Origin of the sequence: Leclercia adecarboxylata, assembly GCF_023639785.1 — a bacterium.
GTDB lineage: Bacteria > Pseudomonadota > Gammaproteobacteria > Enterobacterales > Enterobacteriaceae > Enterobacter > Enterobacter adecarboxylatus_D.
Map to the genome: position 1 here is coordinate 280,149 of NZ_CP098325.1, position 12,747 is coordinate 292,895.

Genomic DNA, 12,747 nt, shown 5'->3' on the forward strand with positions numbered 1-12,747 from the left:
GTGAGAACTCTGGAAGATGCTCCGCAACTATCGGAAGACCACGTGGAAATGGTACACTCGCGCGTTTACACTATTCAGAAATGTTTTCAGGAGACACGATCATGGCCAGCAGAGGCGTAAACAAGGTGATTCTCGTCGGTAATCTGGGCCAGGACCCGGAAGTACGCTATATGCCGAGTGGTGGTGCAGTGGCCAACATTACGCTGGCTACTTCCGAATCCTGGCGTGATAAAGCGACCGGTGAGATGAAAGAGCAGACCGAATGGCACCGCGTTGTGCTGTTTGGCAAACTGGCCGAGGTGGCCGGTGAGTATCTGCGTAAAGGTTCTCAGGTCTATATCGAAGGCCAGCTGCGTACCCGTAAATGGACCGATCAGTCCGGCGCAGAAAAATACACCACCGAAGTGGTGGTTAACGTCGGCGGCACCATGCAGATGCTGGGTGGCCGTCAGGGCGGCGGCGCACCGGCAGGTGGCGGCCAGCAGCAGGGCGGTTGGGGTCAGCCTCAGCAGCCGCAGGGCGGCAACCAGTTCAGCGGCGGCGCGCAGTCCCGTCCGCAGCAGCAGCCGTCTGCACCTGCACAGTCTAACGAACCGCCAATGGATTTCGACGACGATATCCCGTTCTGATAGCCAGAACCTGCGATTCGCAAAAACAAAAAACCCAGACAGTCGTCTGGGTTTTTTTGTCTTCGGCATACTTGCCCGCAGGGATCAGGTGTACATCATTGGCCAGTCCGGCGGGGTGTGGCTCATCGCCTCCACCATGATCGTTTTGACGTTATTCCAGACCGCAGCCATATCCAGCAGGGTGATGCCCAACAAGCCGGTGGCAAACCAGCATGCCGCCGCCAGCCCCAGACAGGTGCTGATCACCGCCAGAGCCGCGTAATCCGATTTCTTGAACTGAATGTTCAGCGTGCTGGCCAGAAACATCAGCACAGCGCTCAACAACTCCCAGCGTGCCAGGACAACACCGGTGGTAATAGCTGCCATAAAACGATCCTCAAAGATAACCGCCGCCGGGTATAGCGCGACGTTGCCCGGAGATGGCAAACTGGCTATCGGCAAGCTCAGACTCACAAAATGAAACGATGTTTTGCGTTACATCAGATGTGTGAACTATATCACACTTGTTCTTTTATTCGCCAGTGGGCAAACGCACGAAAACGGCGTTTTTTAACCACTCAATAATTGTGGATATATCGTCAGAAAATATATCTTTATTCTGCTAAGTGCCGCCGTCGCGACAACTTTATTGATAATTCATTGAGATAAGAAAACATGTACAGGTAAGGTGGCGATGTACAATATTTACAGCCTCAGGGCTATGGATTATGCTTCATCCGGTTACTTAATATGCCCGTAATAAATAAATCAGGTTTTAACTGGTTATTATTTTTCTGTACTTTTAATTTTACACACGCGCCCTTATTCGACAGGCTGACAGCCGCATTAATTGATGCCGACTGAATTACTCTGCACCCCTGATTTATTCGTTGCGACATTTTTTATCTCGTTAACGAGCTACGAATAAAACGATGAAGCCAGCAAATCGCGAGAATATAAATGACAGTGCACGGGCCCTGCACGCATTAGCTAAATTAATGCCAAAACTATCGTCGCAGCGTACCTTAACGGAACTTCTGCAGACGATTAATCATACCTTTGGTGCCCAGCTTAGTTGGGTGATGATGGAGGATGATTCCGGCCAGCAGCAGTTTGTCAGTGTCGGTGAATTAACGTGTTATCCGTCGGAAATTAAAGCCTTTCTCACCAGCACGTTATTGCAGCGTTACCATCGGGCATGGCGGGTAATCTGCTGGAAAGAAAATACGGGCACGCTTATATTTCCCTCTTCGCAATCGGGATATTCACAATTACAGTGCGGCGTGCTGTATAAATTATCCCCGCAACACGACCCCTGCAACGGCTACTTTTTCCTCGGTTTTACGCAACCGCAAGACAGCATCACCGTGCTGAAAGAGGTGGTGGTGATTCTGGTCGAAAAACTGAAGGACTATTTGACCGGGCTTGTTGCCCGCGAACGCACGGCAAAAGAGATGCAGCGGGTGATCACCCAGTATAAAACGCTGTTTGAGCGGGCACCGGTACTGATGAACTCGTTCGATAAGCACAGCCGCTGCGTATTATGGAATGCCGAGTGTGAAAAGGTATTCGGCTGGACGATGGCGGAGATCAATGCCCATACCGATCCGCTGGCGCTCTTTTATCCTGACCCGGAGGTGCGCCGACGGGTGCGCGAGTCGGTCAATACCACTCCCCTGAACGACATGTACGAATGGCACCCGGTGCGGCGGGACGGCGCGCAGCTGACGATCCTGTGGTCAAATATCTCTCTGCCGGACGGCTCTATCCTTAATATCGGGCTCGATATCACCGCGCGTAAAAAAGCGGAGCAGCAGTTAGAAATGAAAGCCACCACCGACGATCTGACGCGCTGCCTGAACCGATTTGCCATTCTGCAGCAGATTGGCGCGGCACTGGAGGCCAGCCGTGGCGATGAAACAGAAAGCCACTTCTCCGTCATGATGCTCGACCTGGATTTCTTTAAGCAGATAAACGATAAGTGGGGCCATCTGGTGGGCGATGCCGCGCTGGTCCATTTTTGCGACTGCCTGCGAGCGCTGCTTCCTGCGGGCGCGGCGCTGGGGCGGGTCGGCGGCGAGGAGTTTTTACTCCTGCTGCCCAACACCCGAAGCGATGCGGCGGTGCAGATCTCAATGGCGCTCCGCCAGTCGCTCTCGCTCACGCCGCTTAAGGTCGGTAGCCGCTCACTAACCCTCTCCTTCAGCGCCGGCGTGGTGGAGGTGAGTGGAAAACCGCGCGATACTTCATCGCTACTCATTAGCGCAGATAGGGCACTCTACGATGCCAAGCGCGGCGGAAGAGGAAAGACAATCGTTGCGGTTGATTATTTATAAATCACTTTAATGATGCTCCCGGGATAAATAGCACAAAATTTCATGATGAAGTTGCGCTTCTTTCACTCTCCCGGTAGTTTGCCTTAATCAACAATGTTCTGTTGAGTTATCCGGGAGCCTGGCTTCATCGTCCGCTAATTATTTTCCTGAATAAACACGAAACGAATACTTTCAGTTTGGCTTACGGACAAATATTATCGGCATAACTAAATATTAGGTTATTGGCGTTAAAAGTCAGTTGCTAACTTCGCATGATTCATGCAACGTAATCACCTGTTTAGCAAAGCATCCGGCCTTCATGACTACAGGCACATAAAAAGCAGGGATAATAGGGCGGAAATGAATCGTAACGCACGGGACAAGGTGCTGAGGATAGTCGGGGTTATCATGGTAGTTTTGCTGCCTGTGATGCTTGCGCTATGGTTTGCTCAGCAACGCGCGGTCAACGAAACAAGCAGTCAACTTCGCTCATTTGCTGAACTCGCGTTAGACAAAACTGAACTGGTTATTCAGCAGGTTGAGCTGGCACGTCATGCGGCGGAAAATTATTCGGGCGATATTTGCACACCGGAACACCGGCAATATATGTTAAATATTGTTCGTGGCCGACTCTACATTGCCGACCTCCTGTACGCCGAAGGTAAAGCCTTTCTCTGTTCAACGACCAGCACCCCTGAAAACCCCTATATAATTTCTGCTGCCAATTACCAACGCGCACCTGACGTCTCTATCTATTATTACCGGGACACGCCGTTTTACGCCGGATATAAAATGACCTATATGCAGGTCGGTAATTATGTGGTGGTGGTGAATCCCCTGACCTATAGCGAAGTCATGTCATCCGACCGCTCCCTCGCATGGGGCGTATTTGACACGGTAAATAACGACTTCTTCTCTATCAGCGAACAGGCAAATGAAAATGAATTAAAAAAGCTGACGGGTGATAATGAAGCTATTTTCCAGAATGAAGGCCGCTTTTACACCGTCGTTCGCTCGGATAAACGCCCGATTGCCGCTATTGTTTCCACCACGAATCAACGTTTTTATGAAGTACTTTATCATCAGGCAACGTTAACCCTGCCGCTGGGGATGATCAGCAGCATTATTATTCTACTGATGTGGTCGCGAACGCAGCGCGAATTTAATTCGCCGGGGCGCTTATTGCACCGGGCATTAAATAAGAGACAACTTTGTCTGCATTACCAGCCGATTATCGACATCAAAACGAATGAGTGTGTAGGAGCAGAAGCGCTGCTGCGCTGGCCGGGCTTTAATGGCCCGGTCATGAGTCCGGTTGAGTTTATTCCGCTGGCAGAAAAAGAGGGGATGAGCGAACGCATCACTGACTACGTCGTCGAAGAGGTCTTCAGCGATCTGGGCCATTTCCTGGCCTGTAACCCGCATCTTTATATCTCCATTAACCTGTCGGCCACGGATTTCCACTCTTCACGCCTGATTGCGATGATCACCGATAAAGCCCGGCACTACAACGTGCGGGCGCAGCAGATAAAGATTGAAGTCACGGAGCGCGGCTTCATCGACGTACCCAAAACCACGCCGGTGATTCAGGCCTTCCGCCAGGCGGGATATGAAGTGGCAATTGACGATTTTGGTACCGGCTATTCTAACCTGCACAACCTCTACTCCCTGAACGTGGACATCCTGAAGATCGATAAAACCTTTATCGATACGCTGACCACCAACAGCACCAGCCATCTCATCGTCGAGCACATTATCGAAATGGCCCAGAGCCTGCGCCTGAAAACCATCGCCGAAGGGGTCGAAACCGTTGAGCAGGTGATGTGGTTGAACAAGCGCGGCGTGCAGTATTGTCAGGGCTGGCACTTTGCCAGGGCGATGTCACCGCAGGATTTCATGACCTGGCAACATCAGCCCGTCGCGGCAGCCCTTGCGCATAGCCACTAATTGAGCTGATGGCGATAGTCGCTGGGAGTGCGATCAAACTCGCGGCGGAATACGCGGGAAAACGTCTGCTGGGAGACATACCCCAGATCCATCGCAATATCAAAAATGGGCCGCTGGGTGGTGCGTAGCGCCTGGGCAGCCAGCAGTAATCTGCGTTGACGAATGTACTCGCCCAGGGTCTGGTGCGTGACGGCGCGGAACATTCTCTGTAAATACCACTTCGAGTAACCCGACTTTTTAGCCACCACATCGATACTCAAAGGTTGATCGATATGGTCATCCATCCATTCAATAAGTGTCTGAATAATTTGTTGATGCGACATAGAGTAGCCTCTCTCTGGATACACCTGTATCGGTTGATTCGTCGTTTTGTCTGCGGGCGAGTATAATTCCTCAAGTTAACTTGAGGTAAAGAGGTTTTATGGAAAAGAAATTACCGCGAATTAAACCGCTGCTCTCCCCGGGCGAGGTGGCCAGGCGTAGCGGCGTGGCGGTCTCCGCACTGCATTTCTATGAAAGCAAAGGGTTAATCAAGAGCATCCGCAATACCGGAAACCAGCGCCGCTATACCCGTGACGTGCTGCGCTACGTGGCGATCATTAAGATTGCCCAGCGTATTGGTATTCCGCTGGCGACCATTGGCGAGGCGTTCGGCATTTTGCCGGAAGGGCATACCCTGAGCGCGAAAGAGTGGAAAGCCTTGTCCTCCCAGTGGCGCGATGAGCTGGATCGGCGCATTCATACCCTGGTGGCGCTGCGGGATGAACTTGACGGCTGCATTGGCTGCGGATGCCTGTCGCGCAGCGACTGCCCGCTGCGAAACCCGGGGGATAAGCTGGGCGAACAGGGAACCGGCGCACGACTGCTGGAAGAGGATTAGCCCGACGCATAAAAAACTAAAGCGCCACAACAGGGCGCTTTAGTTTATTCCCGGTCTTTGTCTTTCTCTCTATCCCGCTGGTTCACAGGAGGGTTTCCCCCGACATCAACACCCCTCAGTCGAGCATCTGGTGGAGGTTCCGGTTTGTGCTGACAATTTAAGTCTAGGCCGCCGCCTCAGGTTTGCCAGCCTCAGCGCGCAAAAACTCGGCAAAATTTTTTCGCCAGGTTGTGCAATTTTCTATAGTTAGAGGGTTCGTTTAACTGGAGATGTCCATGATTACGGTCCACCACCTCAATCAGTCCCGATCGCAACGCGTGCTCTGGGCGCTGGAAGAGCTCTCTCTGCCTTACCAGATTGTCCGTTATCAACGGGATAAGAGCATGATGGCCCCCGCCACGCTGCGCAAAGTCCATCCGCTGGGGAAATCTCCGGTGCTGGAAGACAACGGCCTGATCCTGGCGGAATCGGGCGCTATCCTCGAGTATTTGCAGGAGACTTACGATCACGGCGCGCAGTTCAAGCCTCAGGATCGCGAGCTGAAGCTGCACTATCGTTTCTGGCTCCACTACGCGGAAGGCTCGTTGATGCCGCTGCTGCTGATGAAGCTGGTCTTTTCCAGTCTCGGAAAACCGCCCGTCCCGTTTGGCCTGCGAACGGTTGGCAAGGCGCTGGGGCAGGGGGTGCAGAAGGCGTATCTCAACCGCCAGCTGGAAACCCATGCCCGTTTTCTGGAGTCATGGCTTAAGGATCATCGCTGGTTTGCCGGGGATCATCTCAGCATGGCGGACATGCAGATGAGCTTTCCGGTTTTCGCCCTGCTGGAGCGCGGCGGTATAGACGATCTTCCTCATCTGCAAAACTGGAAGAAAAACGTCGAAATGCGTCCTGCCTGGCAGCGGGCAATCCAGCAGGGAGGTCCGTTCGAGATCCCGGGTTAGCGCTGAAAATGTTATCAAATTGCGCATTCACGATAACGTTTGCGCATACTCTGTTTACTTCTTCACCGCCTCGCACTAAATTTGGCGAAAAACCGCAAAGTTAAGTTGAAAAGGCCCGCGTTTAGGCTGGATAATCGTTTGCCTTCATTTCGACACCCGTTTTGTCAGCGCAAAGCTAAACGTTTGCTTTTTTTATGACGCCCCTATTTGTCATAAACGCAGCACATGGATATGACGTTTTGCTGGTCGTGGAGTGTCCGTCACGCTGACAGACGACAATTATAATTTTCAGGGGATGTTTTCTATGTCTACGCCATCTGCGCGTACCGGCGGTTCACTCGACGCCTTCTTTAAAATTTCTGCCCGCGGCAGCACCCCGCGTCAGGAAATCGTTGCCGGTCTGACGACCTTCCTGGCCATGGTCTACTCGGTGATCGTCGTACCGGGCATGCTGGGCAAAGCCGGTTTCCCACCGGCGGCAGTCTTTGTCGCTACCTGTCTCGTTGCCGGCGTCGGCTCCATCGTGATGGGTCTGTGGGCTAACCTGCCGCTGGCGATCGGTTGCGCCATCTCGCTCACCGCCTTTACCGCCTTCAGCCTGGTGCTGGGCCAGCAGATCAGCGTTCCGGTTGCACTGGGCGCCGTGTTCCTGATGGGTGTGCTGTTTACCATCATCTCTGCCACAGGTATCCGCAGCTGGATCCTGCGCAATCTGCCGCAGGGCATTGCGCACGGGACGGGGATCGGTATCGGCCTGTTCCTGCTGCTGATTGCCGCCAACGGCGTGGGCCTGGTGATCAAGAACCCGCTGGACGGTCTGCCGGTTGCGCTGGGTCATTTCGCCAGCTTCCCGGTGATCATGTCGCTGATTGGCCTTGCGGTCATCATCGGTCTGGAAAAACTGAAAGTGCCGGGCGGCATCCTGCTGACCATCATCGGCATCTCTGTTGTCGGCCTGATTTTCGATCCTGCCGTGCACTTCTCCGGCGTGTTCGCGATGCCTTCCCTGAGTGACGAAAACGGCAAATCGCTGATCGGCAGCCTGGACATCATGGGCGCGCTCAACCCGGTCGTGCTGCCAAGCGTGCTGGCGCTGGTGATGACGGCGGTCTTCGATGCCACCGGCACCATCCGTGCGGTTGCCGGTCAGGCTAACCTGCTGGATAAAGACGGCCAGATTATCGATGGCGGCAAAGCGCTGACCACCGACTCCCTGAGCAGCGTCTTCTCGGGTCTGGTGGGTGCAGCGCCGGCCGCCGTATATATCGAATCGGCGGCGGGTACTGCGGCAGGCGGTAAAACCGGTTTGACCGCGATCACCATTGGCGTGCTGTTCCTGCTGATCCTGTTCCTTGCCCCACTGTCGTATCTGGTTCCGGCCTACGCCACCGCCCCTGCGCTGATGTACGTTGGCCTGCTGATGCTGAGCAACGTGGCGAAGATTGATTTTGCCGATTTCGTTGATGCGATGTCTGGCCTGATCACGGCGGTATTTATCGTGCTGACCTGTAACATCGTTACCGGCATCATGATCGGCTTCGCCTCTCTGGTGATTGGTCGTCTCGTCTCCGGTGAATGGCGCAAGCTGAACATCGGTACGGTGGTGATTGCCGTCGCACTGGTCGCGTTCTACGCGGGCGGCTGGGCGATCTAAGCGGTCAACGGCGTGAAAAGACGGGTGGCTCAGGCCGCCCGTTTTTATTTTCAGAACACATCTCGTTGTCTTATGCGTTACTCTGGGAAAGGTACATTAAGGCACGATGCCAATGGCCCAAACGAACTAAATCATCGCAAACAGGGATCGCATGGAAATTTTCTTCACAATACTCATCATGACCCTTGTGGTCTCACTTTCCGGGGTAGTTACCCGCGTACTGCCCTTTCAGCTACCGCTGCCGCTTATGCAGATTGCCATCGGTGCTCTGCTGGCATGGCCGACGTTCGGATTGCATGTCGAGTTTGATCCTGAACTGTTTCTGGTGCTGTTTATTCCTCCTTTGCTGTTTGCCGACGGCTGGAAAACGCCCACGCGCGAGTTTCTTGAGCACGGGCGCGAGATCTTAGGCCTGGCGCTGGCGCTGGTGGTTGTCACCGTGGTGGGGATCGGTTTTCTCATCTACTGGGTGGTGCCGGGCATCCCGCTGATACCGGCCTTCGCGCTGGCGGCGGTACTGTCGCCAACGGATGCCGTGGCGCTGTCCGGCATCGTCGGTGAAGGGCGCATGCCGAAAAAAATCATGGGGATTTTGCAGGGCGAGGCGCTGATGAACGACGCCTCCGGTCTGGTGGCCCTGAAGTTTGCCGTCGCCGTGGCGATGGGCACGATGATCTTCACCGTCGGCGGCGCTACCGTAGAGTTCTTCAAAGTCGCCATCGGCGGCATTCTCGCCGGTTTTGTGGTCAGCTGGCTGTATGGCCGCTCGCTGCGCTTCCTCAGCCGCTGGGGCGGCGATGAACCCGCCACGCAGATCGTGCTGCTGTTCCTGCTGCCGTTCGCCTCTTATCTGATTGCGGAACATATTGGCGTATCGGGCATTCTGGCCGCGGTGGCGGCGGGGATGACCATCACCCGTTCCGGCGTGATGCGTACCGCGCCGCTGGCGATGCGCCTGCGCGCCAACAGCACCTGGGCGATGCTGGAGTTTGTCTTCAACGGCATGGTCTTCCTGCTGTTGGGCCTGCAATTACCGGGCATCCTCGAATCCTCGCTGGTGGCGGCAGAGGCCGATCCCAACGTCGAAACCTGGATGCTGTTTACCGACATCGTGCTGATTTACGCCGCGCTGATGCTGGTGCGCTTCGGCTGGCTGTGGACGATGAAAAAATTCAGCGTGCGTTTCCTGAAAAAGAAACCGATGGAGTTTGGCTCCTGGACCACGCGTGAGCTGCTGATTTCAACCTTTGCAGGTGTGCGCGGGGCGATCACCCTGGCCGGTGTGCTCTCCATTCCGTTGCTGCTGCCGACCGGCGACGTCTTCCCGGCGCGCTACGAGCTGGTGTTCCTGGCGGCGGGAGTGATCCTGTTTTCGCTGTTTGTCGGCGTCGTCATGCTGCCCATTCTGCTCCAGCACATGGAGGTGGGCGATCACGTCCAGCAGCATAAAGAGGCGCGTATTGCCCGGGCGGCGACCGCCGAGGTGGCCATTGTCACCATTCAGAAGATGGAGGAGCGTCTGGCGGCCGATACCGAAGAGAACATCGATACCCAGCTGCTGAAAGAGGTGAGTTCGCGGGTGATCGGTAACCTGCGTCGCCGTGCGGATGGCCGCAATGACGTCGAGAGCACGTTGCAGGAAGAGAACCTCGAACGCCGCTTCCGCCTGGCCGCGCTGCGCTCGGAACGCGCGGAGCTGTACCACCTGCGCGCTACCCGGGAGATCAGCAACGAGACGCTGCAAAAACTGCTGCACGATCTCGATTTGATGGAAGCCTTATTGATAGAAAAGCAGTAGCTGCTGATTGCCCGGTGGCGCTGCGCTTACCGGGCCTGTGCATCACTCTCCCTCTCCCTTCGGGCTGAGGGATCCCTACAAAAAATAGTGGCACAGTCGGCTCCCTCTCCCTTGAGGGAGAGGGCTGGGGTGAGGGGGAACATGCGACAGAGGTGGTGGTTCCGTTCACCTTACGTTCTTTGCCTCTCTGTCACACCTGAACCGGTGAACGTGCCAGGGGGGCTCGCCGCCTCCCCCCTGGCTACCCCGGCTCCCGGCAAAGAAAATCGTCGCTTCGCGATGCCTTCAGCTTATTCCCTACGGCTATCGGGTCGGGCGTGATCCTGGATCCATGTAGGTCACGCCCTCTCGGCGCATCCATGCGCCTCGCCCCGGTCTGCGGTCAACGCCTCAGCGATTTTCAGCCGGACCAGGGAGCCGCGGTAAGTCACTTATTATTCTGTAATTATTTCGTTGCATCAGGCGTAAGAAAATGACTGGGGAACCCTCAGCCCTTCGGGAGAGGGTTGGGGTGAGGGGGAACCCAAAACCCCTCACAGCATTTCAGCCACGCCTGGGCGCTGTGCGACAGGTACACCCCCTCCCGCCAGATCATCCCCAGCTGCCAGTGCAGATCGCTCTGCAGCGGGATCCAGCGCAGGGTGTTTTTATCCAGCCGCTCACAGATGGGCTGCGGTAATATCGCGATCCCGACTCCCGCCTGTACCATCGCCGCCAGAAAATCCCACTGTCCGCTGCGCACCGCGATGCGTGGCTTCACGCCATGCTGGTTGAACAGCTGCATCAGCTGGCGGCTGAGGGCAAAATCTTCGTTGTAGATAAGCAATGGATGCTCGGCCAGAAGTTCAGGGTTGATGGCATCGAGCTTCAGCCAGCTGCCGGAGCGCGGCACCAGCACGCAGAGCGGATGGCTGAACAGCGGCAGAGCGGTCAGACCGCTGTCCTCCTCCACCGGCAGGGCGGTCATCGCCAGATCCAGCTCGCCGTTAATGACCGCCTGCTGGACGGTTAATCCGCCAAATTCAGAAATTTTCAGCTCAACGCCGGGATAGTGCTGGCGAAACAGCCCGATGGGCCCGGCCATCATCATGCCCACCATCGGGGGTATGCCAAGGCGCAGTATGCCTTTATTCAGGTGGTTGATATCACCAAGCTCCGCCTCCAGCTGGCGAAACTCGGCCAGGATGGCCAGCCCGCGCTCAAACACCACGCGACCGGTGTCGGTTAAGAGCAGCTTGCGGCCATCGCGGATCAGCAGGGTACAGTTCAGTTCATCTTCGAGGTTTTTCAGCATTTTGCTGATGGTGGGCTGGGTGACAAAGAGCTTTTCCGCGGCGCGGGTAAAACTCTGCTGGCGGACCACTTCGACAAAGTAACGCAGCGTGCGTATGTCCATGACTATTCCTCGAAACTATACCTTTGATGATTTTAATTCATTTCAGTGAATTACGGGCGCTGACTATACTGGCGCTCCGTCTCATTTTCAGGAAATCCCCATGGCCGTGGCGTTAAGTCGCGTTACGCCTGCCGTCGTGCAACGACTCCAGGTCCCGGTTCAGGTACTGCTCTATGCGGGTCTGTTTGTCTTCGCTGAATACCTTGTGAACTGGCTGCATCTGCCGCTGCCCGCCAACCTGGTCGGGATGCTGCTGCTGTTCAGCCTGATCCTCTGTCGCGTTATCCCCCTCAACTGGGTGCGGGCGGGCTCGCGCTGGTTGCTGGCCGAGATGCTGCTGTTTTTCGTGCCGGCGGTGGTGGCGGTGGTCAATTACGTCCAGCTGCTGGTGGTGGATGGCTGGCGCATCTTTGCGGTGATCGCCCTCAGCACCCTGATGGTGCTGGGGGCTACCGCGTGGGTGGTGGATAAAGTGTACCGCTATGAAATCAGCAGGCAGAAACATGACTAACTTTCAGGTCAGCATGCTCTGTCTGGCGGTGACGCTGGTGATCTACTTCGCCAACAAACGCCTCTATCGCCGCTTTCGCAAACTGCCCCTCATGCCGCTGGTCTTCACCCCGATTTTGCTGGTGATGATGCTGGTGTGGGGCCATATCTCCTGGCAGAACTATATCGGCGAAGCGCACTGGCTGCTGTGGCTGCTGGGCCCGGCGACCATCGCCTTTGCGGTGCCGGTGTACGACAATCTCGCGGTGATTAAACGCCACTGGATGTCGCTCTCCGCCGGGGTGATCACCGCCACGGTGGTGGCCGTCACCAGCTCGGTCTGGCTGGCGCGCTTATTTACCCTGTCGGATGAGATCCAGCGCAGCCTGGCGGTGCGCTCCGTCACCACGCCCTTTGCCCTGGCGGCGGCAAAACCGCTGGGCGGACAGCCGGATCTGGTGGCGCTGTTCGTGGTGGTCACCGGGGTGTTTGGGATGGCGGTAGGGGACATGCTTTTTCTGCGCCTCTCGATCCGCGAAGGGATGGCGAAAGGCGCCGGATTTGGCGCAGCGTCCCATGGCGCTGGCACCGCGCGATCCTATGAGCTGGGCCAGCAGGAGGGGGTTGTTGCCAGTCTGGTCATGATGCTCTCCGGCGTGGTGATGGTGCTGGTGGCCCCGCTGGTGGGCTGGCTGATGTTCTGATAAATGCCGGGTGGC

At 55.8% G+C, this 12,747-nt stretch carries 12 protein-coding genes; 9 read left to right on the forward strand and 3 right to left on the reverse strand.

Translation table 11 applies throughout. The features are described 5' to 3' along the window. The first annotated feature begins 101 nt into the window (after window positions 1–101). A complete protein-coding gene (gene ssb1 / locus NB069_RS01305) occupies window positions 102–629 on the forward strand; it encodes a single-stranded DNA-binding protein SSB1 (protein WP_250587103.1) in 528 nt (175 codons plus the stop codon). Window positions 630–713: 84 nt separating this feature from the next. Here the strand turns inward: ssb1 and NB069_RS01310 are convergent, their stop codons facing one another. Then, window positions 714–995 (reverse strand): YjcB family protein, encoded by a 282-nt coding sequence (locus NB069_RS01310; protein WP_039031948.1) that lies wholly within the window; start codon window positions 993–995, stop codon window positions 714–716. A 545-nt stretch (window positions 996–1,540) separates the two neighbouring features. Between NB069_RS01310 and NB069_RS01315 the strand changes: the two genes are divergently transcribed. Together NB069_RS01315 and NB069_RS01320 are read left to right on the forward strand one after the other, a co-directional pair. Further along, window positions 1,541–2,944, forward strand: a complete 1,404-nt coding sequence (locus NB069_RS01315) for a GGDEF domain-containing protein (RefSeq protein ID WP_250587104.1) — start codon at window positions 1,541–1,543, stop codon at window positions 2,942–2,944. Window positions 2,945–3,283: 339 nt separating this feature from the next. Beyond that, on the forward strand, window positions 3,284–4,870 hold the full coding sequence (locus NB069_RS01320; RefSeq protein WP_250587105.1) for an EAL domain-containing protein: 1,587 nt from the start codon (window positions 3,284–3,286) through the stop codon (window positions 4,868–4,870). Here the strand turns inward: NB069_RS01320 and soxS are convergent. Further along, entirely contained in the window at window positions 4,867–5,193 is a 327-nt protein-coding gene (gene soxS, locus NB069_RS01325) for a superoxide response transcriptional regulator SoxS (RefSeq protein ID WP_103177869.1), read from the reverse strand. The genes NB069_RS01320 and soxS overlap by 4 nt on opposite strands. Before the next feature lie 98 nt (window positions 5,194–5,291). Between soxS and soxR the strand changes: the two genes are divergently transcribed. The 4 genes from soxR to NB069_RS01345 all read left to right on the forward strand — a co-directional run bounded on the left by soxR (window position 5,292) and on the right by NB069_RS01345 (window position 10,143). After that, window positions 5,292–5,750, forward strand: coding sequence for a redox-sensitive transcriptional activator SoxR (gene soxR, locus NB069_RS01330; protein WP_039031952.1), 459 nt, complete (start codon window positions 5,292–5,294; stop codon window positions 5,748–5,750). Between the two features lie 275 nt (window positions 5,751–6,025). Continuing rightward, a complete protein-coding gene (locus NB069_RS01335) occupies window positions 6,026–6,691 on the forward strand; it encodes a glutathione S-transferase family protein (RefSeq protein ID WP_250587106.1) in 666 nt (221 codons plus the stop codon). Window positions 6,692–6,995: 304 nt separating this feature from the next. After that, window positions 6,996–8,345, forward strand: coding sequence for a guanine/hypoxanthine transporter GhxP (gene ghxP, locus NB069_RS01340; RefSeq protein ID WP_250587107.1), 1,350 nt, complete (start codon window positions 6,996–6,998; stop codon window positions 8,343–8,345). 151 nt (window positions 8,346–8,496) lie between these two features. Next, window positions 8,497–10,143, forward strand: coding sequence for a Na+/H+ antiporter (locus tag NB069_RS01345; RefSeq protein WP_250587109.1), 1,647 nt, complete (start codon window positions 8,497–8,499; stop codon window positions 10,141–10,143). 487 nt (window positions 10,144–10,630) lie between these two features. On the opposite strand, the gene NB069_RS01350 is transcribed toward NB069_RS01345, so the two are convergent. Next, window positions 10,631–11,539, reverse strand: coding sequence for a LysR family transcriptional regulator (locus NB069_RS01350; RefSeq protein WP_250587111.1), 909 nt, complete (start codon window positions 11,537–11,539; stop codon window positions 10,631–10,633). 100 nt (window positions 11,540–11,639) lie between these two features. Between NB069_RS01350 and NB069_RS01355 the strand changes: the two genes are divergently transcribed. Continuing rightward, on the forward strand, window positions 11,640–12,050 hold the full coding sequence (locus NB069_RS01355; protein WP_250587113.1) for a CidA/LrgA family protein: 411 nt from the start codon (window positions 11,640–11,642) through the stop codon (window positions 12,048–12,050). Beyond that, window positions 12,043–12,732 carry an LrgB family protein gene (locus NB069_RS01360; protein ID WP_250587115.1) on the forward strand — a complete coding sequence of 230 codons (690 nt, stop codon included), beginning with the start codon at window positions 12,043–12,045 and terminating at the stop codon, window positions 12,730–12,732. Before NB069_RS01355 ends, NB069_RS01360 begins: the two co-directional genes overlap by 8 nt. The last annotated feature ends 15 nt before the right edge of the window (window positions 12,733–12,747 follow it).